This window comes from Brucella sp. LJL56 (genome assembly GCF_054871705.1).
The window spans coordinates 867,163-893,797 of sequence record NZ_JBTXLQ010000001.1; the positions used below are offsets into that span (position 1 = coordinate 867,163).

A 26,635-nucleotide genomic window follows, 5' to 3' on the forward strand; every position below is an offset into this window, starting at 1 on the left:
AATGCCGAATTAAAATAAAAACCCGTAAATAAATTCGCCACATTACGCAACTATTCAAAATATAAGTCTTATATATAATATTATCTATAAATTTATATTATTTTATATTTATTATTCGCTAAATTAAACGATGCGCAGAGGACATTTCCGCGCATCACTCAACAGAACGATTTTATCAACCGACGAATGACGATAAATCTTTACTTTGTTTCATACGGACCTTCGTCGAAACCAACGAAAATCTGCATATTGTTCTTGTCTGTCATCGGCACCGTGATCGCCTTGTCATTGAAGACGAACTGCGTTGCGGTGTCCGCGTTGGCTATCGTAACCGCCTGCTTATGCAGCTTTGAATAGATGACCTGATCGCCCTGACGAACAGCCACACGGATAGGCATGGTTATGGTGCCACTCTTGTACTTTGGACCAGGAACGACCTTACCGGCAGCAGCAACATCGATTGTCATGGTTCCGGCGCCATACTGGCAGGCGCGGGTCGTATCGGTCAGAGCGGCCTGATAGATCACACGCGCCGGGTCCTTGTCGCCACCCTTTTCGTATGTATTGAAAAAGGCGGTGCCTTCGCGGAGCGACACCGAAGGGCAAAAGGCGCGCAGTTCGGATTCCTTGATCCGCTGATCGCCGGAAGCGGCGGGCGTGGTTAGCGAGGAACCGGGGGCTCCGTCGGTGGCCTTATCAGTGCCACTGGTTGTGCAGCCTGCGAGAGCTGCGAGCAAAACCGTTGCAAACACTGGAAACAACGGTGAACGATTCTGTGGTGCTGTTTGCATAAACCGGGCTTCCCTGCACTGATCGACCTGTCTTCTACATCACGCATGTGTGTAGCGCGTTGACGTTTTCCCGTTTTTTGCTCCTGAGAGCAACCCCCATCCACGTCAACATGCTTTAAAACCTTGCGGCTTTTTTAGGGACGCTCTATTGCATTACCCGGCTCAAAACCGCGCCGATCTGAAATGAAGGCCCAAGAAATGAAATATGTAAGCACGCGTGGGGAAGCACCGGTCCTGGGGTTCAGCGATGCATTGCTCGCTGGTCTCGCCCGGGACGGCGGTCTCTATCTGCCGCAGGATTATCCCCAGTTTTCGCCAGAACAGATCCGCGACCTGCGCGGAAAATCCTATGTGGATATCGCGCTGGCCGTGCTCACTCCATTTATCGATGGCGAAATTCCGCATTCGGATTTCCGCCGCATGGTGCATGAAGCCTACGGAACTTTCCGCCATGACGCGGTTTGCCCGCTGGTTCAGACCGGTGCGAATGAATTCGTGCTTGAGCTTTTCCATGGTCCGACGCTGGCCTTCAAAGACGTCGCCATGCAGCTTCTCGCCCGCATGATGGACTATGTTCTGGCACAGCGTGGCGAACGTGCAACCATTGTCGGCGCCACCTCAGGCGATACGGGCGGCGCGGCAATTGAAGCCTTCGGTGGCCGCGACAACACGGACATCTTCATCCTGTTTCCGAACGGTCGCGTGTCGCCGGTGCAGCAGCGCCAGATGACATCGTCCGGCTTCTCCAACGTTCATGCCCTTTCCGTCGAAGGTAACTTCGATGATTGCCAGAACCTTGTAAAAGGCATGTTCAACGACCTTCAATTCCGTGATGCACTGTCGCTTTCGGGAGTGAACTCGATCAACTGGGCACGCATCATGCCGCAGGTCGTCTATTACTTTACGGCGGCATTGAGCCTCGGCGCGCCGGATCGCTCTGTGTCCTTCACCGTACCGACTGGCAATTTCGGCGATATTTTCGCTGGCTTCGTGGCCAAGCGGATGGGACTGCCTATCGATCGGTTGATCATTGCCACCAACGATAACGACATTCTCTCGCGCACGCTCGAAAGCGGTGCGTATGAGATGCGCGGTGTCGCGCAAACTACCTCACCGTCGATGGATATTCAGATTTCCTCGAATTTCGAACGCCTTCTGTTCGAAGCCCATGGACGCGATGCGGCCGCGTTGCGCGGTCTGATGGCAAGCCTGAAGCAGTCGGGTGGCTTCTCGATCGCTGAACAACCCCTTTCGGCGATCCGCAACGAATTCTCTGCTGGCCGTTCAAATGTCGACGAAACCGCGAAAACGATCAAATCCGTGCTTGAAGCGGACGGTTATCTGCTTGATCCGCATTCGGCGATCGGCGTGAAGGTCGCTCGCGAAAATGTGTCCGACGCGTCGCCGATGGTTGTTCTTGCGACAGCACACCCAGCCAAATTTCCCGATGCCGTAAGGGTTGCCAGTGGCGTCGAACCGGAGCTTCCGGCATGGCTTTCGGACTTGATGCAACGAAAAGAAAGCTTCACAGTTCTTCACAACGACCTGAAAATCGTGGAAGAATACGTTCGCCGCCATTCGAGAGCTTAAAAAGACCAGCTCCGAGACGAGAACCAGAGCGGGAATGCAGGGAGCAGTTTGCTTATGGGTGTTGAAGTAACGCGTCTTTCCAACGGATTGACGATAGCCACCGATACGATGCCCCACGTGGAAAGCGTGGCGCTTGGAATATGGGTTAAGGCCGGCGCGCGAAACGAAGCTGCCGACCGGCATGGTATTGCTCATCTTCTTGAGCACATGGCATTCAAGGGAACCGAAAACCGCACTGCGTGGCAAATTGCGTCGGATATCGAAAATGTCGGCGGCGAAATCAACGCCGCCACCAGCGTCGAGACCACATCCTACTATGCGCGTGTCCTGCGCAATGATGTGCCGCTCGCCATCGACATTCTCTCCGATATCCTGACCGCTTCCAAGTTTGACGAAGCTGAACTGGAACGCGAGAAGCAGGTCATCATGCAGGAAATCGGCGCGGCGCACGACACGCCCGACGATATTGTTTTCGACCGTTTCACCGAAACAGCCTATCGCCACCAGCCGATCGGACGCGCTATTCTCGGCGAGCCGGAAACTGTGACGTCCTTCACCTCTGCCGATCTACGCCAATATATGGACGAGCAATACAGCGCCGACCGCATGGTCGTGACCGCTGCGGGCGGCGTGGATCACGAATCCTTCGTCAAGGAAGTGGAAAAACGTCTCGGCGGTTTCCGCGCTCACAATACGGCACCCACACTCGACCTTGCCCACTATGTCGGTGGTGATTTCCGTGAAAATCGCGACCTGATGGATGCGCAAGTTCTGATCGGCTTTGAGGGGCGCGCCTATCATGTGCGGGACTTTTATGCCTCGCAACTCCTGTCCATGGTACTGGGCGGCGGCATGTCCTCACGTCTCTTCCAGGAAGTGCGCGAGAAGCGCGGCCTCTGCTATTCCGTGTATGCCTTCCATTGGGGCTTTTCGGACACCGGTTTGTTCGGCATTCATGCCGCAACGGGTCGCGACGAACTTGTCGAACTCGTCCCTGTTCTGATCGATGAACTGCACAAGGTGGCCGATTCCATCAGTCTGGAAGAGGTGGATCGTGCCCGCGCGCAATATCGCGCAAGCCTTCTTATGTCGCAGGAAAGCGCCGCGAGCCGCGCTGGGCAGATGGCACGTCAGTTCCTGCTTTATGGTCGCACTGTCGAAAACAGCGAGCTGATGGACCGCCTCTCATTGATTACGCCTGAACGGCTGACCGATCTGGCCGGACGCCTTTTCCTTGACAGCAAGCCTACCATTGCCGGCGTCGGCCCGGTCGGGCGCCTGATGAGCTTTGACGGGCTGTCGGATGCCCTTTCGACCAGCGCGCATGCGAGGAAAATCGCTGTTTGATTAAGGCAATAGGGCACTAGGGGAGTAGGGCAGTATGTTTAGCTCGGTGAATACGTCCACCCTTCCCTATTGCCTTACTGACTTACTGCCATATTGCCTTATCTCGTCATGATCGGCCTGCCCTTCCGTAGAAACAACCCGACCGTCCTGCGTGGGCAGCGTATCTATCTGCGCGAGCCGATGATGAGTGATTTTGCAAGCTGGGCCAGCCTGCGGGAACAAAGCCGCGCCTTTCTTGCGCCGTGGGAGCCGACCTGGCCCGAAGACGACCTCACCAAGAGCTCCTTTCGCCATCGGATACGCCGTTTCCAGGACGAAATATCTGCCGGGACCGGCTATCCATTTTTTGTATTCCGCAACAGCGATAACAAACTTGTCGGCGGCATCACGCTCGGCAATATCCGGCGCGGCGTCGGCCAGAACGGTATGATCGGTTATTGGAGTGGCGCGCCTTATGCCGGCAACGGCTATATGACCGAAGCGTTGTCGCTGGTTATCCCCTTCGCATTCGATCAACTGCGGTTGCACCGGATTGAAGCAGCCTGTATCCCTCATAATGTGCGTTCGATACGGCTTCTCGAAAAAGCCGGATTTGAGAGAGAAGGACTGCTGCGTTCCTATCTCAAGATAAACGGTTTCTGGCAGGACCACCTGCTTTTTGCCCTTTTAGAAAGCGACAAACGTATGACGGATAGCCGCATGATCAATGGCAAGGTTGGACGCTCGTGACGGGTTTTGCGGATAAGTGGTTTGTTGCTGGCGCTCGGTTTCTCGCGCTCGTGGTCTTTCTGACCGTTTCGGTCGTCCAGGCATCGGCCATCGAACCGATCAAGATTTCCAAGGAAGATACCGCCCTCGACCTGTCCCGCGCTGTCGAACTTCTGCGCAACAAGGGCGAAAGCGTGCAGGTATCGACCGCACCGGGTCCCGACGGCATTGTGCGCCGCATTGAGGTGCAAGCCGATCAGAACAGCAAGGCTTCCGGCGACTGGGCCGCTTTCTCTATTGCAAACCCTACCGACGAACAGATCGACCGCCTGATTGTGGCTCCGCATTTTCGTCTCGTCGGCTCCGGCGTCATCTGGCCCGACCTTGGATCTCCGCGCATTGCATCGATCACACCGAGCGAGGGCTTTGCGCTCGACCGCCAGCCGAGTGCCGATGCAGACATTTTCCGCATCACGCTCAATCCTGGCAGCGTCGTCACCTTCGTGGCTGAACTATCTTCGCATAACCTGCCTCAGCTTTATCTGTGGGAGCCCGAAGCCTACAAGGATGCGGTCAATTCCTACACGCTCTATCGCGGTATCCTGCTCGGCATCTCCGGCTTGCTGGCGCTGTTTCTGACCATCCTTTTCGTCGTCAAGGGCACTTCCCTGTTTCCCGCCACCGCCGCACTTGCATGGGCCGTTCTGGCCTATATCTGCGTCGATTTCGGCTTCTGGAACAAGCTGATGGAGATAACGCCGGGCAATGAGCAGATTTGGCGAGCAGGTACTGAAGTGGCGCTTGCCGCCTCTCTTGTGATTTTCTTGTTCACCTATCTCAATCTCAACCGCTGGCACGATCATTTCAGCTATGGTGCGGTGACCTGGGTGCTAGGCCTGCTGGCACTTGCAGGGGTTGCCGTTTTCGATCCGCCCGTGGCTTCCGGTATTGCGCGCATTTCGCTCACACTGACTGTTCTGTCCGGTGTTGCCATCATCGGGTATCTGGCGGTCAAGGGATATGATCGCGCCGTCATGCTGATACCGGCCTGGCTCCTGACCCTCATATGGTTGCTGGGTGCCTGGATGACGGTTTCGGGCAGGCTCGATAATGACATTGTGCAGCCCGCACTTGGTGGCGGTCTTGTCCTGATCGTCCTTCTGATCGGCTTTACCGTCATGCAGCATGCCTTCGCCGGCGGGGCGCTGCAACAGGGCCTTCTGTCCGATATGGAGCGACAGGCGCTTGCCGTCATCGGCGCTGGAGACATCGTATGGGATTGGGATGTGCCACGTGATCGCGTGGTGACGACGCCCGACATCGCCAATTATCTCGGCAATACCGCCAACAGCCTGCAAGGTCCGGCACGCAACTGGCTTCCCGTCATGCATGCCGACGACCGCGACCGGTTCCGGTCCACACTTGATGCCATTCTGGAGAACCGGCGCGGACGTATCGGTCAGATTTTCCGGCTGCGTGCCAATGATGGTCACTATCACTGGTATGCGCTTCGGGCACGCCCGGTCATCGGCTCCGATGGCGAAGTGGTGCGCTGCGTCGGCACGCTAGTAAATGTAACGGAGCAGAAAAAGGCCGAAGAGCGCCTGTTGCACGATGCCGTGCACGACAACCTGACCGGTCTTCCAAACCGCGAGCTGTTCCTCGATCGTCTCAGCAATGTCATGAACATGGCGCGCGGCGAAAGCAATCTACACCCGACAGTGTTCATCATCGATATAGATCGCTTCAAACAGGTCAACGACAGCCTCGGCATGTCGGCGGGCGATACGATCCTTCTGACCGTTTCGCGTCGTCTGGCACGCCTCATGAAGCCACAGGATACGCTCTCGCGCCTGTCCTCAGACCAGTTCGGCTTGCTGCTCGCCTCTGAAAGCGATCCGGGCCGCATCGCCTCCTTTGCTGAGGCTCTGCGTCAGGCCGTGCGTGCACCAATTGCCTATGCAAAGCGCGAAATCGTCCTGACCTCATCCGTCGGCCTGATTACATGGACGAAGACGGCAACGTCCGCCGAAGATTTCGTGAAGGACGCGGAACTTGCCATGTATCAGGCAAAGCGCTTCGGCGGTGACCGCATCGAGCCGTTCCGTCCCGCATTCAGAGCCATCGGCAGCGACAAGCTCCAGCTTGAATCCGATCTGCGTCGTGCGCTTGAACGCGACGAGATCAGTCTCGTCTATCAGCCCATCGTCAAGCTTGATGAAGGTACGATTGCCGGTTTCGAAGCCCTTATGCGCTGGGAACATCCTCGACGCGGCGCCATTTCACCGTCGGAATTCATTCCGATTGCCGAAAATTCCGGCCTTATAATCCAGCTTGGCCTGTTTGCGATGCAGCGGGCTGCGGAAGACCTTTTCGCGTGGCAGGAACAATTCCCGAAGCTCGACCTCTTCGTTTCGGTCAATCTTTCATCCACACAGCTTATCCGTCAGGACCTCATCAACGATGTCCGTTCAGTGCTTTCCCGCATCCATCTCAATCCGGGCAGCCTCAAGCTTGAGTTGACAGAGTCCGTCCTCATGGAAAACCCGGAACAGTCCACGCATGTCCTGGCCCGGCTTAAAGCCATGGGCATAGGCCTGTCGCTCGATGATTTCGGGACGGGTTATTCCTCGCTGGCTTATCTCACGCGTTTCCCGTTCGACATCATCAAGATCGATCGCTCCTTCGTGAAAGGCGATCAGCCCCAGAAAGCTACCCTGCTACGCTCGATTATAAGCATGGCACATGATCTCGGCCTCGCCGTCGTAACCGAAGGTGTGGAAAGCGAAAGCGATGCGCTCCAGCTTCGCCAGATGGGGTGCGAGTATGTGCAGAGCTTCATGTTCGGCCAGCCGACGAGCCGTGACGAAGCAACTCGTATGATCCGCGAACAGTTGGACGCGGCGGCGGCTTGATAAGGGCAGTAGGGCAGTAGGGCAGTAGGGCAGTAGGGCAGTAGGGCAGTAGGAGAATATGGTCGTTTCGGCCATACGCAATTCAAACATATTGCCTTATTCCCCTCCTCACGCATGTCCCGCGTCGGAAACAAGCCGGGACATATCGATGCCCATATGAAGCATCAGGCGCGAATACTTGCCCTCTATATCGCTATCGAACAGCATGTCGAGCGGCGCGTCGCAGGTTAGCCAACCGTTCTCGGCAAGTTCTGCCTCGATCTGGCCCGGCGCCCAGCCGGAATAGCCAAGCGCCATCAGGGCTTGTGACGGTCCCCTGCCCCCGTAAATGGCACGCAAGATATCTACGGTTGCCGTTAGACAGACATCTTCAGAAACCGGCATGGTGGAATCGACCATATAGTCATCCGAATGCAAGACGAAGCCACGTGTCCGATCCACCGGTCCTCCATTACGCACCATCATATGCTGCGCGCGATCCGGCAGAATAATCAGCTCATCCTCGTCTATGATCCCAATCTGGCGCAGAAGGTCAGGAAATTCCACGGGCTGAAGCTGATTAATGATGAACCCCATCGCACCTTCATCGGAATGCGCACAGATATAGACCACAGACCGGGCAAAACGCTCGTCGCTCATTCCGGGCATGGCAAGCAGGAACTGCCCGTTCAGAAAACCCTGCTCCTTGTTCGGCGCTTTAAGAATGGTCATCTATATGAAGGTAGCAAGACTGAGCAAAATAACAATGGTCATTTATTTCGACTGCGGACTTTGAAGCGTAATCCGACCTTGAAGATAGATGACGAGGTTGCCGGCTACCACACTAGCCATCAACGCGCAGCAAGCTCGCCACAATTGGACTTGAAGCGAGCATCTTTTCATTCCATCTTTCGTCCATGAACATCCGAACTTTTGTCCTCGCACCATTTCTGCTGGCCTCACTGGTGTTTCCAGCCATGGCTTCCACCTCCGACTGGACCGAGACGCCCGGCGGGCGCGTTCGCGTCATCATTGAAGACAACGGCGCTGACAATGCGGCCAGTCATGAACGGCGCGGTGCATTGCAGATCGAGCTGCAACCAGGCTGGAAGACCTATTGGCGCAATCCGGGCGACGCAGGTGTCCCGCCTCAGATCACGATCGAGGGTGATGCGAAAGCGCGGATTGATTTCCCTACACCTGTGCGGTTTGGTGGAGACGATGAAGGTGGCATTGGATATAAGCAGCCGGTTTCCCTGCCGATAGTCTTTCAACTGACCTCCGCCGATACACGACTGAAGGGTCATGTTTTCCTCGGAGTCTGCGAGAAAATCTGCGTTCCCGTGCAGGCAACATTCGAGTTTCCGCTCAATGACGAAGGACAACAAGCTTCGCCGCAGGCGATTGCCAACCGCACGATTATTGAGACGGCTTTCGACCGACTGCCGATACCCGCGTCTTCGGCATTCGGCATCAGTGATGTGAAGCGGGAAGGAGACAAAGCCGTCTTCGATCTTACCGTCCCCGATCCCGCAGCCCCTGCGGAGCTGTTCATTGCCAGCGACAAAATCGGGCTTTCCGACGCCGTTGCAGTTCAGGACGGGCATTCCGGCCACCGCTTTGCTGCCCAGGTGCGTGGGAAAGCAGATAACGCCATTATCGACTATACCATTGTCCAGAATGGAAAAGCCGTCTCCGGTCAGGTGACACTGGATTAGACTCCCTTCCGGCGCTTGATGCTCTTATCTGGATGTTGAAATTGCTCGGCGACCTGCTATCGGTTTAACTGTGCCGCCCGCACTTTGCGGTGTGGATTGGAGCGCATCCCGAAAAATGTGAAACGGTTTTCGGATAAGATGTGCGTCAAAACAAACAGTTGAGACGCGCCGATCTGATTCAATCAGATCGAAACGCGTTCTAGAATCTGACAACAGGCAGTGGAACAGACGGCCCCTGCCCCGAGGAGAAATTAAATGACGATCAAAGTTGGCGACAAGCTGCCTGCAGCGACTTTCAAGGTAAAGACCGCAGATGGTGTCAAGGAGATGACGACCGACGAAATCTTCAAGGGCAAGAAGGTCGTTCTCTTTGCCGTTCCGGGTGCTTTCACGCCGACCTGCAGCCTCAATCACCTGCCAGGCTATCTCGAGAACCGCGATGCGATCCTCGCCAAGGGCGTCGATCAGATCGCCGTTGTTGCGGTGAACGACGCCTTCGTTATGGGTGCATGGGCGCAGAGCACGGGTGGCGAAGGCAAAATTCTCTATCTGGCCGATGGTTCGGCAACGTTCACGAAAGCTGCGGGCCTTGAGCTCGACGCGACTGCTGGCGGCCTTGGCATTCGTTCCAAGCGTTATTCGGCAATCGTGGAAGATGGGGTCGTCAAGACGCTCAATATCGAAGAACAGGCCGGACAGGCGGTCACGTCAGCCGCATCGGCTATTCTCGAACAGCTTTAATCAAACAAAAAGGGCGGCATTTGCCGCCCTTTTCGCCTATAACTATCATTGCACCTTCAATGATTTACGGCCGCCATATTTGAATGGCTCCATGCCCTCCCGGGCAAGTTCGTCAGCGCGTTCATTTTCCGGATGCCCTGCATGGCCCTTGACCCAGTGCCAGTTGACCTTATGCGGCTTGCGCGCTTCGTCGAGCGCCTGCCACAATTCGGCATTCTTGACCGGTTTCTTCGCAGCCGTCTTCCAGCCATTGCGTTTCCAGCCTTCGATCCAACTGGAGATGCCGTCGCGCACATAGACCGAGTCCGTATAGAGATCGACTTCGCACGGTTCCTTCAATGCTGAAAGTGCCGAGATAGCCGCCATCAACTCCATGCGGTTGTTGGTCGTGTCGGCTTCACCGCCCTTCAGTTCCTTGACATTGCCATTCCAGCGCAAAATTGCGCCCCAGCCGCCAGGACCGGGATTACCCGAGCAGGCACCATCCGTAAAAGCCTCTATCTGCTTCACGCAGCCGCTCCCTGCTGCTCAAGACCATATTCGGCAGCGGTTTCGATCTGGCGATGAAAGCGCATCTTGCGCACATATTCCATGGGATCTTTCTTGACCACGAAACTGCCTTCCGGAACATTCAGCCAGTCGTAAAGCCGGGTCAGCATGAAACGAATGGCGGCCCCCCGCGCCAGAACCGGCAGTGCATCGGCCTCCGCCGTAGAAAGCGGGCGAATGGAGGTGTAGCCGCGCAGAAACGCTGCTCCCTTGGTGCGGTTATAGGAAAAGTCCTTTTCAAAGCACCATGCATTGAGGCAGACGGCAACATCGTAAGCCAGAATGTCCGTGCAGGCGAAGTAGAAATCGATAAAGCCCGAGAGCTTGTCGTTAAGGAAGAAAACATTGTCCGGGAAAAGATCCGCATGGATCACGCCCAGCGGCAGGACGGAGGGCCAGTTCTTTTCCAGAAAAGCGAGATCGGCCTCCGCCTCGCCAACGAGACCGGGTTCCACCGTATTCGCGCGTTCACGCGACAGGTTCCACAAAGGGCGCCAGTCGGAAAGTGTCAAACCGTTGCGACGGCGCAGCGAAAAATCAGCGCCCGCCAGATGCATATGGGCTAACCCTTCGCCAACGGCCTCACAGTGCTCGACAGTCGGGCGGCGCATCCACATACCTTCCAGGAAGGTGACGATTGCCGCAGGGCGTCCCGCAAGTTCGCCGATTGTCGTACCGTCACGACGGACCACTGGCTGCGGGCATTCGAGGTTGCGGCTTGCCAGATGCTGCATCAGGCCAAGAAAGAACGGCAGATCTTCACGATTGGTGCGCTTTTCGTAAAGCGTCAGGATGAACGACCCCGAAGTAGTGTGCAGAAGATAGTTGGAGTTCTCCACCCCTTCCGCAATGCCTTTGTAAGACGTCAGTGTGCCGATATCGTATTGCTGCAGGAAAGCGCCAAGTTCGATTTCATTGATATCCGTATAGACGGCCATGCCGCTTATTTCCCTTGTATGATCTTGGGCATCAGTTTCGGAATGCCTACCACCCGGTGTTCCCCGTTGACGAATGCCATGTCCTGCACCGTCAGTTCCACATCGCGAATCTCGCGATTCACGAGGAAGTTTTCGGTTTCAACCGTGGTTTCAGCCAGTTCGATCAACACATTGAAGCGCGCCTTGAAGGCATCGATGATTTCATCGACGATGATTTCAGGAGCCGAAGCACCCGCCGACAACCCCACAACCGATATACCGCCGATCCGATCCCATTCGATATCGGCAGCGCGTTGAACCAGCATCGACATCCGCGCACCTGCCTTCTCCGCAACTTCAACCAGACGCCTGGAGTTGGAGGAGTTTGGCGCACCGACGATCAGAAACAGATCGCACCCCGGAGCAGCTGAACGCACTGCGTCCTGCCTGTTGGTGGTGGCATAGCAGATCGATTCCGCTGCCGGAGCCGAAAGGTTCGGAAAACGTGCCTCCAGTTCCTCGATAATCCCTGCCGTATCATCCACCGAAAGCGTCGTCTGCGTCACGAAGCCGAGATTGTTCTCATCATCGAAATGGCAGTCGCGCGCATCTTCAACCGTCTCGATCAGCGTCACTGCACCATCCGGCAATTGGCCCATGGTGCCGATCACTTCTGGATGCCCGGAATGGCCGATCAAAATGACATGACGGCCAAGACGCTGATGGCGCATGGCCTGTTTGTGCACTTTGGAAACCAGGGGGCAGGTTGCATCGAGATAAAACAGGTTCTTGGCTTGCGCGTCGGCAGGCACCGACTTCGGCACGCCATGAGCCGAAAATACCACTGGCTGCTCGCGGTGTTCCGCGGGGATCTCGTCCAGTTCCTCGACAAAGATCGCACCACGTGACTGTAAGCCCTCGACCACGTAACGGTTGTGAACGATCTCATGGCGAACATAGACAGGCGCGCCGTATTTCTTCAGCGCCAGCACGACGATCTGGATCGCCCGGTCCACCCCGGCACAAAAGCCGCGCGGACCGCAAAGGCGGATTTCCAGTGGTGGTCGTTGATCAGTCATGAAGCGTGCTCACAAAGTTCGGCGTGGTTTGAAACCTGAAGCAAGTTATCCTTCAGGTGTATTATTTTGCACATGCCTCTATCCATAAACCGGTGCCCTCTTTTGGGAGACATGCTTTAGTCTGGGAGTTGGGCTGCAACGAGGCCGTTGTCAACCCCTCAACCCTCTTCGTCTTTATTCTCGCTGTCTCGGACGGAAAACCGGTCTCCACTTTTCCTGAGACAGCGATAGCGCCACAACCACGTCCCGACAACCCCTATCAAAGCCAGAGCAAGGCCATACCATGTAGCGGCATATTGCAGATGGTTATTGGGAAAGTCGATGATCGTCACGCCACCGATTGGCAGGCCACCCGGATTGGGCTTGCTGCCGGCATCAATGAAGAACGGCACAACCTCATCGAGGTTTGGCAGATCAGCGCTTTCCGCCATCGCCGTCCAGTCCTTCCAGTAAAAAATATTCTTGGCGATATCATTGTCGGGGAGGAAGTAACCGGGCTTTGCCGAAAGCGGATCACGCGCCAGGCCGGTCACGCTGACCGGACCGTCAACCTGGCCTTCGGCTCGCGTTGCAGGGTCTTTCTTTTCGTATGGAACGAAGCCGCGATTAACGAGCACGAAGCGCCCATCCTCCAGCATCAGAGGCGTGTAGACATAATAACCTGCCGCTCCGTTATGCGTGGCCAGAAAATGCCGTTCGCCCTGATGCATGAAAGTGCCCGAGACCGTCACCGGACGATATTCGACGGACCCTTCCTGCTTGTAGATCTGTTCCATTTCGGACAGTGGAAGGGGTGGCTCGTGGATGCGCTGCTCGGTGGACGCAATCAGCGCCTCCTTCCACTGCAGACGTTCCACCTGCCAGGTGCCGAGCGCCAGCAGAATGACAAGCGCAACTGTGGATGCGATCACGACACCCCAGGGAAATCGCCGCGACTGCTGAGCTGTCGTCATTTGCCATCATCCTGTCGGCTGTCTATACGACCGGGCGCTGCCTTGTTGCGATACTGCATATTGATGAGGATACCCTTGGCCCACCGCATGGCCACGAGACTGAGAATGATGGCGAGCGGCACCCACAGGATAAAATGCACCCAAAGCGGCGGTCCGACATTCACTTCCATCCAGAGTGCAAGACCGACGACGATAAAACCGATGATGAGAATGACAAACGCCGCCGGACCGTCGCCGGAATCGGCAAAAGAATAATCCAGTCCGCAAGCAGTGCAGCGCGGAGCCACTTTCAGGAAGCCTTCAAACAGTTTCCCCTCACCGCAACGCGGACAATGTCCGGCAATGCCACTCTTTATGGGATCGACGGGAGGATAATGATTGTGATCCGGCATTGCGCTTCCCTTCTCCTCAAGAGCCGCGCGTCCTCTCGGACGCACAAAGCACGATTCTGTAGTTTCTTCGCAAACAAAAGGCGGCCATGTTGCCAGGGCCGCCTCGGAACTTTTGACCGCTAGAGCATTTCCTGTTTTGGTTGAATCAAGGAAATGCTCTGTCTGTTTGTTTTTACGCATGTCTTTATCCCGAAACCGGTTCCCACTTTCAGGAGACATGCTCTAGCGATCAGCCGGCATGCATAGGCGCACCCCAGCCACCCCATACATAGATGGCGAAGAAGAGGAACAGCCAGACGACGTCAACGAAGTGCCAGTACCAGGCAGCGGCTTCAAAACCGAAATGCTGTTTTGGCGTGAAGTCGCCGCCGATGGCGCGGAAGAGGCAGACCAGAAGGAAGATCGTACCGATGATAACGTGGAAACCGTGGAAACCGGTCGCCATGAAGAAGGTCGCGCCGTAGATCGAGTCCTTGAACGCAAACGGTGCGTGGATGTACTCGTAGGCCTGCACAAATGAGAACAGGACACCCAGAGCCACAGTGATCGCGAGACCCGTGATCATGCCCTTGCGGTCATTGTGCAGCAGCGCATGGTGCGCCCAGGTCAGCGTGGTGCCCGACAGAAGCAGGATCACGGTGTTGTAGAGCGGCAGGTGCAGCGGATCGAGAACCTCGATACCCTTTGGAGGCCAGACGCCGCCTGTGAACGCAGCGCGCGCCACCTGATGCACTTCGTTCGGGAAGAGGCTGGCATCGAAGAACGCCCAGAACCACGCCACGAAGAACATGACTTCCGAGGCAATGAACATGATCATGCCGTAACGAAGATGCAGTGATACGACACGGGTATGGTGGCCCTCATGTCCTTCCTTGATCGTATCGGACCACCAGCCATACATGCAGTAGAGCACGATCGCGAGACCGATGAAGAAAATCCAGGGCGTCACCACATTGAGGCCGAAGAACGGCAGCTCACCGGCATTGATGTAACGCATCCAGGCAATACCGCCGACGGCAAGCACGAATGCACCCATCGAGCTCAGGAACGGCCAAGGGCTCGGCGCGATGATATGATAGTCGTGATTTTTCTGATGAACGTCGGCCATGTCTCTCCCCGTAAATCCCCTTAGGGACTCCTCTCTCGTACTTTCCTGCTTAAACCCCTAATGCGATTCCAAGCAAGTCTGTCTGTAACAAGCGGTATCTCTTATAAGAATAAAACCGCTTCATTGTTTTGTCTTTGCGGCATTATGCGCCGCACTTATCAGCGTCAGCTTCCGTTGGTGGAGGCCGCGACGCCGGCATTTGCCACCGGCTTCGGCTTTTCAATCGGAAAGAATGTATAGGATAGTGTGATCGTCTTGACGTCCTTCAGATCGGGATCGTTGACGATCTCCGGATCAACAAAGAACACCACCGGCATTTCCATATCTTCGCCCGGCTTCAAGGTCGTATCCGTGAAGCAGAAGCATTCGACTTTGTTGAAATAGGCCCCTGCCCGGCCTGGCGCGACGTTGAAGCTTGCGCGACCATAGGTCGGCGCATCAAACAGGTTACGCGCTTCATACTTGATCATCGTCGTCTCGCCGATGCGAACCGTCACCTCACGCTGCACGGGTTGGAAATCCCATGGCAGTCCATTGGCCGTGTTCGCGTCAAAACGTACTTTGATCGTCTTGTCCAGAATCGTATCGGAGTATTGTTCGACGCGCTGTGTCGTGCCGCCATAACCCGTTACCTGGCAGAAAATGCGGTAAAGTGGCACGGAGGCATAGGCCGCGCCGATCATGCAGACAAAGAAAGACAGGCAAGCAACAGCAATCGTTGCGTTGGAACGTTGCTGCTTCCTCAGCTTTTGATCTTTTTCCTGCTGATCCGCCATATTCTCCTCCCAGATGAAGCTCTAAAGCGTGTCGCGTTTTCTCATATTCATATGACGCGCATTAAACTTTTGTTTTCAAGCATGTCTTCATCCCAAAACCGGTCCCACTTTCGGAAAACATGCTTTAGAGCGGTCGTACTAGAATGTTGGTACCCAGTTTCGCAATCGTGCCGACGTAGACAAGCAGCACGAACAGCGCCAGAGCGATTGCCAACCCCCAGGAACGATTGCGCTGGGCTTTCTTTTGCTGTTCCGTCGGAACAATCAGCTCCATTTCGCTGTCCATCGGCTTCTGTTCGGTTTTATTCATTAGAACACTCCAAAGGCGGAGAACGCCTTCATTACCAGCGCTTCGGCAAGCAGCACCGCAAATAGTCCTGACAAGTAGAGCAGCGAGAAGCGAAACAGCTTACGCGCCGCTGCCAGCATTGCCGGCTGCGATCCGGCAGCCCAAAGGCGCCAGGCGTAATAAACGAAAGCCAATCCAAGCAACGTCGAAATCGCGCCATAGACAGGGCCAGCGAAGCCAAGCACCCAGGGCAGAACGCCAACCGGCGCCATAATGATCGAATAGAAGAGCGCCTGACGCCGGGTCGAAAGTTCACCCTTGACGTTGGGCATCATCGGAATACGCGCCGCTTCATAATCATTGGATGAAAAAAGTGACAGTGCCCAGAAATGCGGCGGTGTCCACAAGAAGATAATCATGAACAGGACGACGCTGTCCCAGGTGACCTCACCTGTCGCAGCCGCCCAGCCTATCATTGGAGGGAATGCGCCTGCGGCACCGCCGATGACAATGTTCTGCGGCGTCGAGCGCTTCAGCCACATCGTATAGACCACGGCGTAAAAGAAAATCGTAAAGGCGAGCAGTGCTGCCGACAGCCAATTGACCATCAGGCCGAGTGTAACGACCGAAAAGGCTGACAAGGTCAGGCCGAAAGCCAGAACCTGATTGGGAGCAATCACGCCGGCCGGAATAGGCCGGTTGCGCGTACGCTTCATCACCGCATCGATATCGGCATCGTACCACATATTCAGCGCGCCGGACGCACCCGCGCCGACCGCGATGCACAAAATGCTGATGGCAGCGAGTACCGGATTCATATGTCCCGGGGCGACCACGAGACCGACCAGCCCGGTGAAGACCACAAGGGACATCACCCGAGGCTTCAAAAGAACAAGGTAATCCCGCGCGGTCGCTTCAGAGAGAACGAGCGCATCATCGGTACCTGCGTTTTTTTCCACCAGAGACATTTTAACTTCAAAAACCTCAAATTCACCGGTCCGAACACCGAGCCCCTACAGCACGGATCGGCACCATCACAACCATGTCCTCCCGGAAACCACTCTGTTCCCGCCGGAAAGCGCCGTGCTTAGTGGCCGACTTTTCGTCTACCGGCGACGGGCGGAACAGAATGCCGCCCGCCATAGCACATTTTGTAAGGAAGGGCGAAGTCTTTTCCGGACTCCGCCCATCGCACAATTACTTGATGCGCGGCAACTGTTCCCACTGGTGGAACGGCGGCGGCGATGAGAGCTGCCATTCCAGCGTGGTTGCGCCTTCACCCCATGGGTTTGCGCCTGCTTCACGCTTCTTCGCGAATGCCTCGAAGACATTGTAGAGGAAGATCAGGACGGCGAAGCCCGAAATGTAGGAACCGTAGGACGATACCATATTCCAGCCCGCATAGGCATCCGGATAGTCGATGTAGCGGCGCGGCATGCCAGCAAGACCAAGGAAGTGCTGCGGGAAGAAGACCAGGTTCACGCCAACGAAGGTTACCCAGAAGTGCAGCTTCGCCGTGAACTCATTGTACATGTAGCCGCTCATCTTCGGGAACCAGTAATACCAGCCTGCGAAGATCGCAAACACCGCACCCAGCGACAGAACGTAGTGGAAGTGCGCCACAACGTAATAGGTGTCATGCAGCGCACGGTCGAGACCGGCATTAGCGAGCTGGACGCCCGTCACACCGCCGACCGTGAACAGGAAGATGAAACCGATTGCCCACAGCATCGGCGCACGGAAGGTCAGCGAACCGCCCCACATAGTCGCGATCCACGAGAATATCTTGATACCCGTCGGAACCGCGATGACCATCGTCGCGAAAACAAAGTAACGCTGCGTGTCGAGCGACAAGCCGACCGTGTACATGTGGTGGGCCCAGACGACGAAGCCGACGACGCCAATGGCGACCATGGCGTAAGCCATGCCGAGGTAACCGAAGATCGGCTTGCGCGAGAAGGTCGAAATGATGTGGCTGACGATGCCGAAGCCCGGCAGGATCAGAATGTACACTTCAGGATGACCGAAGAACCAGAACAGGTGCTGGTAAAGGATCGGGTCACCACCGCCGTCCGGTGTGAAGAAGGTCGTTCCGAAGTTGCGATCAGTCAGCAGCATGGTGATGCCGCCTGCCAGAACAGGCAGAGAAAGCAGAAGCAGGAACGCCGTCACTAGCACGGCCCAGGCAAAGAGCGGCATCTTGTGCAGCGTCATGCCCGGTGCGCGCATGTTGAGGATCGTGGTGATGAAGTTGATCGCGCCGAGGATCGACGAGGCACCCGAGATGTGGATTGCAAGGATAGCGAAGTCCACAGCCGGTCCGGGCTGACCGGAGGTCGAAAGCGGCGGATAAAGCGTCCAACCACCACCGGGACCCCAGCCGCCAGGTGCCGAAGGCATGAACAGCGAGATCATTAGCAGCAACAGCGCAGGCGGCAGAAGCCAGAACGAAATGTTGTTCATGCGCGGAAAAGCCATGTCCGGCGCGCCGATCATCAGCGGCACCATCCAGTTGGCGAAGCCGCCGATCAACGCAGGCATGACCATGAAGAAAATCATGACCAGGGCGTGCGCCGAGGTGAACACGTTGAACATCTGCTTGCCAGCATCAAGCGCGGCGTCGCCCTCGACGCCGTAGACCATGGACGCCAGACCATGGAAAATCTGGATACCCGGCTCCTGGAGTTCGGCGCGCATCGCAATGGACAGAGCGCCGCCGATGATACCGGCGATGATTGCAAAAATCAGGTACAGGGTACCGATGTCTTTATGATTAGTCGAGTATACCCAACGAACCCAGCCATGCGGCTTGTGGTCGTCGTGGGCACCATGCTCGTGAGCTGCTGTGCCAGCCATGGAATTCGCTCCCGTTTTTCAACAGTCTTGGCGATCGGGATCAGAGACCCGCCGCAGCCACTTTATCGTTTGCGCCACCTTCAACAGCGGCCTGAAGCGCCTTGTTCGCGCCGTTCAAATCCGATCCCGCAGCAGCGAGCCAGGTCTGATACTGCTCTTTCGAGACAACGCGCACCGCGATCGGCATGAAGCCATGATCCTTGCCGCAAAGCTCCGAGCACTGACCGTAGTAGAGGCCTTCTTTGTCTGCTTTGAACCAGGCTTCGTTGATGCGGCCCGGAACAGCGTCCATCTTCACGCCGAAAGCCGGGATCGTCCACGAATGGATCACGTCGGCAGCGGTGACGAGGAGACGAACCGTTTCGCCGATCGGAACCACGACTTCGTTGTCGACGGCGAGAAGACGCGGATAACGCGCACGATCCTCTTTTCCAGCGGCAGCGCGATCGGCATCCTTCAGCAGAAGGGCATCGAAACTGACTGGATTATCGACCTGATATTCGTAACCCCAGTACCACTGGTATCCCGTCGCCTTGACCGTCAGCGTCGGATCCTCAGGCGAATATTGCGCCGTCAGAAGCTGGAAGGACGGAACCGCCAGGAACAGAAGAATGATCACAGGTCCGATGGTCCAGATCACTTCAATAGCGGTATTGTGGCTGGTCTTGGATGGCTCCGGGTTTGCACTCGCGCGAAAGCGCAGCGCTACCCAGACCAACAAAAACAGAACCAGCAGGGTAATTGGTATAATGAACCAGAGCGTATAACGCTCAAACCAATGAATCTGTTCGGCAATCCCAGTCGCAGCGTCCTGAAATCTCCATTCCCAGGGACGAGGCTGATCCGCAAAAGCGGCACCAGTCGTCCACAGCACTGCAAGAGCGCCGCCGAAGGCGCCCTTCGTTGTGGCAACAATCTTATCCACCAGAACTCTCTCCCTTTTCGCCCTTTCGAGCTGGACGCCGGACGTTAAAGACGGCCGCATCCCCCGTCGGCGTTCAAATCACACCTTAGCGCACACCGCAAGGAAGGCGAATATGTTCCTGTGCGGCATTTTTGCGCGCAGCCCACATGAGAAAGAACGAATGTCTGAGTTTATTCAATGCCGCAGAGCGGTTCATTTTCGCCATGAAAACTTGGGAAAATCGCACGAAACCCATAATGAAGCCATGATTTGACAAGACGTTTCCTTTAACGTGCCGCGTGACAATCGACGCAACAGACGGTATCACCGTTGCTATGATGGCCAGGACTGATAAACGCCTGTCACGGCGCTTTCCATGGCCAATGCAGCGCGTTAACGTCCCGGTGATTCGATCTGGAGATTTCATGACTTTTCGCATGCTCGCCCGCCGCACGATCAGCCAGCGCCTCGCAACCCTTGCAACAGGTGCCGGTATGGCGCTCGCCGTTGCAACGCTTCCTTCGGTTGCTCAGGACACCCCGGCGCAGTTACAAACCCCACAAGAAGCCCCTGCGGCCCAGTCGCAGGCAGCCCCGACCAGCCCGCAGCAGAGCGGCAAGCTCAAGTCGCAGCATGGCGCCTGGTCCGTTCTCTGTGACACGCCTGCTGGCGCCAAGACAGAGCAGTGCGCACTGATCCAGAACGTGGTCGCCGCAAAGCGCCCTGAACTGGGCCTTTCGGTCGTGGTTCTCAAGACGGCGGACAACAAGGCCCGCATTCTTCGTGTTCTGGCACCGCTGGGCGTTCTGTTGCCCAACGGCCTTGGCCTCAACGTCGATGGCAAGGATATCGGTCGCGCCTATTTCGTCCGCTGCTTCGAAGACGGCTGCTATGCCGAGGTGATCCTTGAGGACGATCTCCTCAAGACGCTGCGCTCCGGCAAGGCTGCCACCTTCATCGTCTTCCAGACGCCGGAAGAGGGCGTTGGCATTCCGGTGGATCTTAAAGGGTTTGGTGAAGGCTTCGACGCCCTGCCGTGATTCACGCTATCGTGGCCTGCAATGGCGTTTTTCTGCGCTTCCGGTGCTCACATACCTTTAAGTATGCTGCGCTCCGGTTCTTGAAACCCACCATTTTCGGCTCACTATAGCCTGAATCATCTGCCTCATACTTACACGTGGTTGTTCTCAACCGATTTAAGGCTTACATCCTGCAGCAAACACATGCTGCAGGATTTATTTTTATGAAAAGCCTGATCGACAGTTTCGACGTCAGCCGCGACGATATCGAGCGCCTGGTCGCCCAAAGCCTGAAAGGCAGCGACGACGGCGAGCTCTTTGTGGAATACCGCGAGGCGGAGGCGCTTGTTTTCGACAATGGCCGCCTCAAGACTGGCTCCTTCAATCAGGATCAGGGATTCGGCCTGCGATCGGTTGCGGGTGAAGCCATCGGCTATGCCCATGCTGGCGATCTTTCGCTTGCCGCCCTGAAGCGCGCTTCTGATGCCGTATCGGCTACATTGAAGGGCTACGGCGGAAGTTATTCAGCAGCACCTGCGGGCACCAACCGTCATCTTTACACGGATGAAAACCCCATCGGCTCGCCGACATTCGACACCAAGGTACAGCTTTTGCAGCAGATCGATGCCTATCTGCGCGGCAAAAACCCTAAAGTCCGTCAGGTTTCCGTTTCGCTTGCGGGGTCATGGCAGCAGGTCGAAATTCTGCGCGCCGACGGTCACTTCGTGCGCGATATACGCCCCATGGTGCGGTTGAGCGTTTCGGTGGTAGCTGGCGATGGCGACCGTCAGGAATCGGGTTCGCATACGGTTGGCGGACGCAAGGGCTTTGGCGAATTCATCACCGTCGAAAGCTGGCAGCACGCCGCTGATGAGGCATTGCGGCAGGCACTTGTCAATCTGGAAGCCATCCCTGCCCCGGCAGGCACATTCGACATTGTTCTGGCCAATGGCTGGCCGGGCGTCATGCTGCATGAAGCCGTAGGGCATGGGTTGGAAGGTGACTTCAACCGCAAGAAAACATCGGCCTTTGCGGGCCTGCTCGGCCAGCAGGTTGCCTCAAAGGGCGTAACGGTCGTCGACGACGGCACAATCGCCGAACGGCGTGGTTCTCTCACGATTGACGATGAAGGCACGCCAACCAATCGCACCGTGTTGATCGAAGACGGCAAACTGGTCAATTACATGCAGGATCGCCAGAATGCGCGCCTGATGGGCATGGAAGCGACCGGCAACGGCCGCCGTGAATCCTATGCCCACGCACCGATGCCACGCATGACCAACACCTATATGCTGTCAGGCGATAAGACCCCGGAGGAAATCATCGCCTCTATGAAAAAGGGGATTTACGCTGTCTCTTTCGGTGGCGGCCAGGTGGATATCACATCCGGAAAGTTCGTGTTCGGCTGCACCGAAGCCTACATGATCGAGAATGGCAAGATCGGGGTGCCAATCAAAGGTGCAATGCTGATCGGCAACGGCCCGGATGCCATGCAGCGGGTTTCGATGATCGGCAACGACATGAAGCTCGATACCGGCAGCGGCAATTGCGGCAAGGGCGGCCAGTGGGTTCCCGTCGGGGTTGGCCAGCCGCATCTTCGCATGGACCAGGTAACGGTGGGCGGCACGGCTGTATAACCGCCTGTCATCTTGAACGCGGCTTAGGCAGATGCGAACTTATCAACATCATCCATCTTGCAGATATTGACGGTAAAGTGCAGGCTACGGGGAAAGCGATCCTGCACGGTAATTTTCAATGCCGCGCCGATCTGGAGAGAGGAATGCCTGAATCGCCTTATGACTGGACGGGCAAGCGAACGGAAAAGCGCGACCGGCAAAAGCATATGCTGATCGTGACGGCCATAACAATGGGTGCGCTCATTCTTGTCCTCGGCATGGTGGACGGCCTGCTGATCCTGCTAGACTGACATGCTGCCCATCTACGAAATCGATTGCGCTGGCATTGAGAGTCCCTATGAACTTTGGCGGCGCTATCTTTCAGCCGTCCCGGCCCAAGATCACGAATCCTTCGGTTACACGCTCGACGCATTCTGGGACGCCGTGCAATGGCAAGGCCCCGGTTGGCCCGGTGAATGCGAGTTGGTGTTCAAGAATGTTGAAGCTTTGAACAACCTGCAAACACGCGGCGGCAAACCTTTTCTCGATGCCTTTCGGCAATTGGTAGCCGACACAGATCGCGTGACAATCAGACTGGCGTGAACGGGTTTATTCTGCCGCTCCGGTATTTTTGTCATAGTGAGCAGAAGCTGTCACAAGCGCATCGATATCATCTGTGCAAAGATACGCTCTCATAGCGTCAAATTTCTTTTCGTCCCATCTGTAGATTCTGAGGTCCAGAAGAGTATCGACAGTCGTTGCTGGAAAACGGGACCGAATAGGCGCTGCAGGATTACCGGCCACGATGGTATAAGCTGCAACATCTTTTGTGACGATTGCGCCAGAAGCGACGATTGCGCCTTCTCCAATAGTAATTCCGGGCATGATCATGGCACGCATTCCAAGCCATGCCCCATCCCCTATAATCGTGTCACCCTTTCCCTTGTAGGCATCGAGAATGACATCGGGAAATGGATAGAGACTGAACCAGTCCGTACGATGCGTGTGGTTGCCGCCCATCAAGATGACAGCCTCTGCACCGATACAGACGTAATCACCAATATAGAGCTGATCCACGGCCCATTGGGACTCCCAGGCCTGCAGACTGTATTCGTCGCCATAAAGATAGCGAACGACACTCTCTTCGAACGAGCCTGTCCATGCATTGCTGTAATAGCTGTGCCTGCCGCGCACATGAATGTTCGGGTTCTTGACCGTCTCGTGAAGGAGTTCCACGATGGACCAGTGCTTGGTTTCTGTACCTGCAGACGACACGGCGAAGGGAACTTTCCAGAAATTTAAATGCCCGGTTCTTCTTCCAGCAAACCTGTCACGAAATCGAACAGACCCGGTCGGCGGTCGCGACGAAGACGTTCAGCCTCAATGATCGATTTGATCGCCGTGAAGGAACGGTCGAGATCCTCGTTGATGACGATATAATCGTATTTCACCCATTTTTGGATTTCAAAACGAGCGTTCTGCAAGCGGGTCTCGATGACCTCAGCCGTATCCTCAGCGCGGCGGTTCAGACGCTGTTGCAGTTCGCGCATGGTGGGTGGCAGAATGAAAATCGACACCACATCGGCTGGCATCTTGGCTTGCAATTGGTCTGCGCCCTGCCAGTCGATGTCAAACAGCATGTCCTGACCGTCGGCCAGCGCGATTTCAGCCGTTTCCCGCAGCGTACCATAGAAATTGCCGTGAACCTCGGCCCATTCGATCAACTCGTCATTGTCACGCAGGCGTTCGAATTCACGGATCGTCTTGAAATGGTAGTGGATCCCTTCGATTTCACTGGGACGGCGCGGGCGCGTCGTCACGCTGATCGACAGCGAGAGGTTCATCTTCTTGTCTTCCAGCAAAAGCCGGGCAATCGTGGATTTACCGGCCCCGGATGGCGACGAAATCACCACCATCAAGCCCCTGCGTGCGACGCCATTTTCAACCGAAGAGATGGCCATGATACCTGTTACTCCAGATTTTGTACTTGTTCGCGAAACTGATCCACGACCGCCTTCAATTCCAGACCGATGGCTGTGATCGACGCTGCATTCGATTTAGAACACAGTGTATTAGTCTCCCGATTAAATTCCTGTGAAAGAAAATCGAGCTTGCGTCCGACAGGGCCGCCATCGGCCAGAAGCTTGCGGGCGGATGCCACATGGGTATCCAGCCGGTCAAGCTCCTCCTGAATATCGGCCTTGGTCGCAAGAAATGCCGCTTCCTGATAGAGCCGTGCTTCATCAAGTTCGCGTGCGGAATCCATCAACAGGGCCACTTGTCCGGAAAGACGGGCCTTGATCGCATCGGTGCCGCGCGACGGGTCACGGCGGGCGCTCCCGGTCAAGCGCTCGATGCTGTCGACATGAGCGGAAAGAATGGTGAAAAGGGCTTTGCCCTCCTGCCTGCGCGCATCGGCGATTGCCTTGAGCGTTTCCTCAAAGCCTGAGACGATAGCAGCTTCCAGCCCGCCGCGTTCATCTTCGTCATCAACCATCTGCGCCTGATCAATAATACCGCGCAGCGAAAGGATACCGTCTACGCTGGCAGGTGCCAATCCGTGCTTCGCCTGCAAATCGGCACCTAGCTTCAGGACCTCGGCGAGCATGGCCTGATTGATGCTGAAACCGGCCTGAGCTTCGCTACGTTCAACGCTGAGACTTGCCTGAAAATTACCGCGCGAGAAATGACGCGCGAGCATCGAACGGACCGGATGTTCGGTCGCTTCAAGCCCTTGCGGCAGACGCAGCCGAAGATCGAGCCCCTTGCCATTGACGGAACGCACTTCCCAGACGATGCGCGCTTCTCCGCCTTCCATGGCGTGTTGCACGGCATGGCGTGCAAATCCGGTCATGCTTTGGAGCGCCATGCGTTCCGTCCCCTCAACTCACGCCCGCGAAGGTGCGAACTTACTCTAAAAGCCAAGCCGAAGCCGACGATACCACCGACTTCGGTCACATATTTTCAAGCCTGCCAAAAATCGTAGCGGTGCCGCTACTGGCCAGAATTCTGGCTTGTATTATTGCCGTTATTGTTCTGTTGTTCGATATTCTTCTGCTGTTCCACGGAGCGCCATTTACGGACATTGGCGTTGTGTTCCTGCAGCGTCTTTGAGAACACGTGACCGCCCGTACCGTCGGCAACGAAGTAAAGGTCTTCCGTATCCAGCGGATTGGCGACCGCTTCAAGCGCCGCCTTGCCGGGATTGGCAATCGGCGTCGGCGGAAGACCATTGATCACATAGGTGTTGTAAGGGGTCGGCTTTTCGATGTCCGACTTGAAAATCGGTCGATCGGAAGGTTTGCCGGCACCGCCGAACAGACCATAAATGATGGTCGGATCGGACTGGATACGCATACCCTTCTTCAAGCGGTTGACGAAGACCGAGGCCACATGCGGGCGTTCAGAAGCGATACCGGTTTCTTTTTCCACGATGGAAGCCAGTGTCACGAACTCATTCTTGTCCTTGATCGGCAAGTCTGGACCGCGTTTTGCCCAGGCATCATCGACGAGCTTCTTCTGCGAGGCTACCATACGATCGATGATCTCTGAGCGCGTCGTGCCACGCGTGAAATTCAGCGTATCGGTGAAGAGCGCACCTTCCGGCGGCATATCCTTCGGCATGTCGCCGACCAGTGTCGGATCGGTCGAGATCCGGTCGAAAATCTGCTTGACCGTGAGACCTTCCGGAATGGTCAGCGGATACATGATGGATTTGCCGCTGATGAGAATATTCATCACATCGCGCATCGAGGCGCTGGCTGGAATGGCGTATTCGCCAGCCTTCAGATCATTTTCATGCCCGAGCGTCCGCATACCATAGCGGAAGATGCGCGCATCGCTGACGATCTCGCGATTTTCCAGACTGTTGGAAACTTCGGCGATACCGGCGCCGCGCTTGACGAGAAAAGTCGTTTCGGCAGTGAGCGGGCCCTTGGCGTCAAACTGCATCTTGCCGAAATAGAACAAGGCAGACGCACCGAGCAGAACCAGCACGACCAGCGACAGCATGAAATTCATGAAAACGACGATCTGGCTGCGTGCATGGCGCGAGCGCTTGCGCGGCGGCGGTGTTCCAGGCTCGGGGCGCAAGGCTTCGGACGCGGATTTCGGCACGAACGGCTTGGAAGTCGCGTTCGTTTCCTGCGTCGCGCCGTTGGGCTGCTCGTCTGCAGGGGTCGTTCCGGATTGCGCCTCTGAACTCACTCAATCACCTCGGTCCAGAGCATTTCGTATAGTTAACCAAACTATCAGAAAGACTCTATCTATCTATTTTGGCGAACGTTCCGCCACATTGTGCCTAATGCCCGCCTGGAACGGCTTTTGTACCTGTTTTCCGTCAGAGCGAATAAAACCCTTCGGAGTCGTAACCACACTAACCGCTGTTC

The 26,635-nt window shown here is 56.0% G+C and carries 27 protein-coding genes; 10 read left to right on the plus strand and 17 right to left on the minus strand.

Annotated features, from left to right (window positions below; genetic code table 11):
- Positions 1-200: 200 nt before the first annotated feature.
- Positions 201-791: a hypothetical protein gene (locus tag ACYSN1_RS04265; RefSeq protein ID WP_461724540.1), complete on the minus strand. Its 591-nt coding sequence runs from the start codon at positions 789-791 to the stop codon at positions 201-203.
- Between the two features lie 198 nt (positions 792-989).
- On the opposite strand from ACYSN1_RS04265, the gene thrC reads away from it, so the two are divergent.
- The 4 genes from thrC to pdeA all read left to right on the plus strand — a co-directional run bounded on the left by thrC (position 990) and on the right by pdeA (position 7,351).
- Positions 990-2,381, plus strand: a complete 1,392-nt coding sequence (gene thrC, locus ACYSN1_RS04270) for a threonine synthase (RefSeq protein ID WP_461724541.1) — start codon at positions 990-992, stop codon at positions 2,379-2,381.
- A 54-nt stretch (positions 2,382-2,435) separates the two neighbouring features.
- Positions 2,436-3,728: a M16 family metallopeptidase gene (locus ACYSN1_RS04275; protein WP_461724542.1), complete on the plus strand. Its 1,293-nt coding sequence runs from the start codon at positions 2,436-2,438 to the stop codon at positions 3,726-3,728.
- A 108-nt stretch (positions 3,729-3,836) separates the two neighbouring features.
- A complete protein-coding gene (locus ACYSN1_RS04280; RefSeq protein WP_461725275.1) occupies positions 3,837-4,457 on the plus strand; it encodes a GNAT family N-acetyltransferase in 621 nt (206 codons plus the stop codon).
- Positions 4,454-7,351, plus strand: a complete 2,898-nt coding sequence (pdeA, locus tag ACYSN1_RS04285) for a phosphodiesterase PdeA (RefSeq protein WP_461724543.1) — start codon at positions 4,454-4,456, stop codon at positions 7,349-7,351. The genes ACYSN1_RS04280 and pdeA overlap by 4 nt, the downstream gene beginning before the upstream one ends.
- Positions 7,352-7,459: 108 nt before the next feature.
- On the opposite strand, the gene ACYSN1_RS04290 is transcribed toward pdeA, so the two are convergent.
- Positions 7,460-8,062 (minus strand): YqgE/AlgH family protein, encoded by a 603-nt coding sequence (locus tag ACYSN1_RS04290; RefSeq protein ID WP_461724544.1) that lies wholly within the window; start codon positions 8,060-8,062, stop codon positions 7,460-7,462.
- 185 nt (positions 8,063-8,247) lie between these two features.
- On the opposite strand from ACYSN1_RS04290, the gene ACYSN1_RS04295 reads away from it, so the two are divergent.
- Together ACYSN1_RS04295 and ACYSN1_RS04300 are read left to right on the plus strand one after the other, a co-directional pair.
- Positions 8,248-9,048, plus strand: a complete 801-nt coding sequence (locus ACYSN1_RS04295) for a protein-disulfide reductase DsbD domain-containing protein (RefSeq protein ID WP_461724545.1) — start codon at positions 8,248-8,250, stop codon at positions 9,046-9,048.
- A 255-nt stretch (positions 9,049-9,303) separates the two neighbouring features.
- A complete protein-coding gene (locus ACYSN1_RS04300; protein WP_461724546.1) occupies positions 9,304-9,789 on the plus strand; it encodes a redoxin family protein in 486 nt (161 codons plus the stop codon).
- 45 nt (positions 9,790-9,834) lie between these two features.
- Here the strand turns inward: ACYSN1_RS04300 and rnhA are convergent, their stop codons facing one another.
- The 11 genes from rnhA to coxB form a co-directional block, all read right to left on the minus strand.
- Positions 9,835-10,299 (minus strand): ribonuclease HI, encoded by a 465-nt coding sequence (gene rnhA / locus ACYSN1_RS04305; protein ID WP_140020003.1) that lies wholly within the window; start codon positions 10,297-10,299, stop codon positions 9,835-9,837.
- Positions 10,296-11,276 (minus strand): homoserine kinase, encoded by a 981-nt coding sequence (locus ACYSN1_RS04310; RefSeq protein ID WP_461724547.1) that lies wholly within the window; start codon positions 11,274-11,276, stop codon positions 10,296-10,298. The genes rnhA and ACYSN1_RS04310 overlap by 4 nt, the downstream gene beginning before the upstream one ends.
- Before the next feature lie 5 nt (positions 11,277-11,281).
- Positions 11,282-12,334 (minus strand): 4-hydroxy-3-methylbut-2-enyl diphosphate reductase, encoded by a 1,053-nt coding sequence (gene ispH / locus ACYSN1_RS04315; protein ID WP_461724548.1) that lies wholly within the window; start codon positions 12,332-12,334, stop codon positions 11,282-11,284.
- A 158-nt stretch (positions 12,335-12,492) separates the two neighbouring features.
- On the minus strand, positions 12,493-13,287 hold the full coding sequence (locus ACYSN1_RS04320; protein ID WP_461724549.1) for an SURF1 family protein: 795 nt from the start codon (positions 13,285-13,287) through the stop codon (positions 12,493-12,495).
- Positions 13,284-13,679: a DUF983 domain-containing protein gene (locus ACYSN1_RS04325; RefSeq protein WP_140020007.1), complete on the minus strand. Its 396-nt coding sequence runs from the start codon at positions 13,677-13,679 to the stop codon at positions 13,284-13,286. The genes ACYSN1_RS04320 and ACYSN1_RS04325 overlap by 4 nt, the downstream gene beginning before the upstream one ends.
- 229 nt (positions 13,680-13,908) lie before the next feature.
- Positions 13,909-14,787, minus strand: coding sequence for a cytochrome c oxidase subunit 3 (locus tag ACYSN1_RS04330; RefSeq protein WP_461724550.1), 879 nt, complete (start codon positions 14,785-14,787; stop codon positions 13,909-13,911).
- A 164-nt stretch (positions 14,788-14,951) separates the two neighbouring features.
- Positions 14,952-15,563 carry a cytochrome c oxidase assembly protein gene (locus tag ACYSN1_RS04335; protein WP_140020009.1) on the minus strand — a complete coding sequence of 204 codons (612 nt, stop codon included), beginning with the start codon at positions 15,561-15,563 and terminating at the stop codon, positions 14,952-14,954.
- Positions 15,564-15,687: 124 nt separating this feature from the next.
- Positions 15,688-15,873, minus strand: coding sequence for a hypothetical protein (locus ACYSN1_RS04340; protein WP_461724551.1), 186 nt, complete (start codon positions 15,871-15,873; stop codon positions 15,688-15,690).
- On the minus strand, positions 15,873-16,820 hold the full coding sequence (locus ACYSN1_RS04345) for a heme o synthase (protein ID WP_461724552.1): 948 nt from the start codon (positions 16,818-16,820) through the stop codon (positions 15,873-15,875). Before ACYSN1_RS04345 ends, ACYSN1_RS04340 begins: the two co-directional genes overlap by 1 nt.
- 229 nt (positions 16,821-17,049) lie before the next feature.
- Positions 17,050-18,708, minus strand: coding sequence for a cytochrome c oxidase subunit I (ctaD, locus tag ACYSN1_RS04350; protein WP_140020012.1), 1,659 nt, complete (start codon positions 18,706-18,708; stop codon positions 17,050-17,052).
- Between the two features lie 40 nt (positions 18,709-18,748).
- Positions 18,749-19,633, minus strand: a complete 885-nt coding sequence (coxB, locus tag ACYSN1_RS04355; RefSeq protein ID WP_461724553.1) for a cytochrome c oxidase subunit II — start codon at positions 19,631-19,633, stop codon at positions 18,749-18,751.
- Positions 19,634-20,037: 404 nt separating this feature from the next.
- Between coxB and ACYSN1_RS04360 the strand changes: the two genes are divergently transcribed.
- The 4 genes from ACYSN1_RS04360 to ACYSN1_RS04375 all read left to right on the plus strand — a co-directional run bounded on the left by ACYSN1_RS04360 (position 20,038) and on the right by ACYSN1_RS04375 (position 22,850).
- The gene (locus ACYSN1_RS04360) at positions 20,038-20,652 is read left to right on the plus strand and encodes an invasion associated locus B family protein (RefSeq protein WP_105541206.1); all 615 of its coding nucleotides are present in this window, start codon (positions 20,038-20,040) and stop codon (positions 20,650-20,652) included.
- A gap of 203 nt (positions 20,653-20,855) precedes the next feature.
- Positions 20,856-22,268 carry a metalloprotease TldD gene (gene tldD / locus ACYSN1_RS04365; RefSeq protein ID WP_461724554.1) on the plus strand — a complete coding sequence of 471 codons (1,413 nt, stop codon included), beginning with the start codon at positions 20,856-20,858 and terminating at the stop codon, positions 22,266-22,268.
- Positions 22,269-22,411: 143 nt separating this feature from the next.
- Positions 22,412-22,558, plus strand: a complete 147-nt coding sequence (locus ACYSN1_RS04370) for a hypothetical protein (RefSeq protein ID WP_461724555.1) — start codon at positions 22,412-22,414, stop codon at positions 22,556-22,558.
- A 1-nt stretch (position 22,559) separates the two neighbouring features.
- Complete coding sequence (locus ACYSN1_RS04375; protein ID WP_461724556.1) at positions 22,560-22,850, plus strand: barstar family protein; 291 nt, start codon at positions 22,560-22,562, stop codon at positions 22,848-22,850.
- A 6-nt stretch (positions 22,851-22,856) separates the two neighbouring features.
- Here ACYSN1_RS04375 and ACYSN1_RS04380 read toward each other — a convergent pair whose 3' ends face one another.
- From ACYSN1_RS04380 to mltG, 4 genes are all read right to left on the minus strand, one after another.
- Positions 22,857-23,522: a CatB-related O-acetyltransferase gene (locus tag ACYSN1_RS04380; protein ID WP_461724557.1), complete on the minus strand. Its 666-nt coding sequence runs from the start codon at positions 23,520-23,522 to the stop codon at positions 22,857-22,859.
- A 23-nt stretch (positions 23,523-23,545) separates the two neighbouring features.
- The gene (gmk, locus tag ACYSN1_RS04385; RefSeq protein ID WP_461724558.1) at positions 23,546-24,208 is read right to left on the minus strand and encodes a guanylate kinase; all 663 of its coding nucleotides are present in this window, start codon (positions 24,206-24,208) and stop codon (positions 23,546-23,548) included.
- An 8-nt stretch (positions 24,209-24,216) separates the two neighbouring features.
- Positions 24,217-25,116, minus strand: coding sequence for a YicC/YloC family endoribonuclease (locus ACYSN1_RS04390; RefSeq protein WP_461724559.1), 900 nt, complete (start codon positions 25,114-25,116; stop codon positions 24,217-24,219).
- Positions 25,117-25,241: 125 nt separating this feature from the next.
- On the minus strand, positions 25,242-26,453 hold the full coding sequence (gene mltG, locus ACYSN1_RS04395; RefSeq protein ID WP_461724560.1) for an endolytic transglycosylase MltG: 1,212 nt from the start codon (positions 26,451-26,453) through the stop codon (positions 25,242-25,244).
- Between the last annotated feature and the right edge of the window lie 182 nt (positions 26,454-26,635).

Bases quoted from the DNA above. Each gene is read 5' to 3' on its own strand.
- ACYSN1_RS04265 (WP_461724540.1), bottom strand. From the start codon at position 791: ATGCAAACAGCACCACAGAATCGTTCACCGTTGTTTCCAGTGTTTGCA.
- thrC (WP_461724541.1), top strand. From the start codon at position 990: ATGAAATATGTAAGCACGCGTGGGGAAGCACCGGTCCTGGGGTTCAGC.
- ACYSN1_RS04275 (WP_461724542.1), top strand. From the start codon at position 2,436: ATGGGTGTTGAAGTAACGCGTCTTTCCAACGGATTGACGATAGCCACC.
- ACYSN1_RS04280 (WP_461725275.1), top strand. From the start codon at position 3,837: ATGATCGGCCTGCCCTTCCGTAGAAACAACCCGACCGTCCTGCGTGGG.
- ACYSN1_RS04290 (WP_461724544.1), bottom strand. From the start codon at position 8,062: ATGACCATTCTTAAAGCGCCGAACAAGGAGCAGGGTTTTCTGAACGGG.
- ACYSN1_RS04295 (WP_461724545.1), top strand. From the start codon at position 8,248: ATGAACATCCGAACTTTTGTCCTCGCACCATTTCTGCTGGCCTCACTG.
- ACYSN1_RS04300 (WP_461724546.1), top strand. From the start codon at position 9,304: ATGACGATCAAAGTTGGCGACAAGCTGCCTGCAGCGACTTTCAAGGTA.
- ACYSN1_RS04310 (WP_461724547.1), bottom strand. From the start codon at position 11,276: ATGGCCGTCTATACGGATATCAATGAAATCGAACTTGGCGCTTTCCTG.
- ispH (WP_461724548.1), bottom strand. From the start codon at position 12,334: ATGACTGATCAACGACCACCACTGGAAATCCGCCTTTGCGGTCCGCGC.
- ACYSN1_RS04320 (WP_461724549.1), bottom strand. From the start codon at position 13,287: ATGACGACAGCTCAGCAGTCGCGGCGATTTCCCTGGGGTGTCGTGATC.
- ACYSN1_RS04325 (WP_140020007.1), bottom strand. From the start codon at position 13,679: ATGCCGGATCACAATCATTATCCTCCCGTCGATCCCATAAAGAGTGGC.
- ACYSN1_RS04330 (WP_461724550.1), bottom strand. From the start codon at position 14,787: ATGGCCGACGTTCATCAGAAAAATCACGACTATCATATCATCGCGCCG.
- ACYSN1_RS04335 (WP_140020009.1), bottom strand. From the start codon at position 15,563: ATGGCGGATCAGCAGGAAAAAGATCAAAAGCTGAGGAAGCAGCAACGT.
- ACYSN1_RS04340 (WP_461724551.1), bottom strand. From the start codon at position 15,873: ATGAATAAAACCGAACAGAAGCCGATGGACAGCGAAATGGAGCTGATT.
- ACYSN1_RS04345 (WP_461724552.1), bottom strand. From the start codon at position 16,820: ATGTCTCTGGTGGAAAAAAACGCAGGTACCGATGATGCGCTCGTTCTC.
- ctaD (WP_140020012.1), bottom strand. From the start codon at position 18,708: ATGGCTGGCACAGCAGCTCACGAGCATGGTGCCCACGACGACCACAAG.
- ACYSN1_RS04360 (WP_105541206.1), top strand. From the start codon at position 20,038: ATGACTTTTCGCATGCTCGCCCGCCGCACGATCAGCCAGCGCCTCGCA.
- tldD (WP_461724554.1), top strand. From the start codon at position 20,856: ATGAAAAGCCTGATCGACAGTTTCGACGTCAGCCGCGACGATATCGAG.
- ACYSN1_RS04370 (WP_461724555.1), top strand. From the start codon at position 22,412: ATGCCTGAATCGCCTTATGACTGGACGGGCAAGCGAACGGAAAAGCGC.
- ACYSN1_RS04375 (WP_461724556.1), top strand. From the start codon at position 22,560: ATGCTGCCCATCTACGAAATCGATTGCGCTGGCATTGAGAGTCCCTAT.
- gmk (WP_461724558.1), bottom strand. From the start codon at position 24,208: ATGGCCATCTCTTCGGTTGAAAATGGCGTCGCACGCAGGGGCTTGATG.
- ACYSN1_RS04390 (WP_461724559.1), bottom strand. From the start codon at position 25,116: ATGGCGCTCCAAAGCATGACCGGATTTGCACGCCATGCCGTGCAACAC.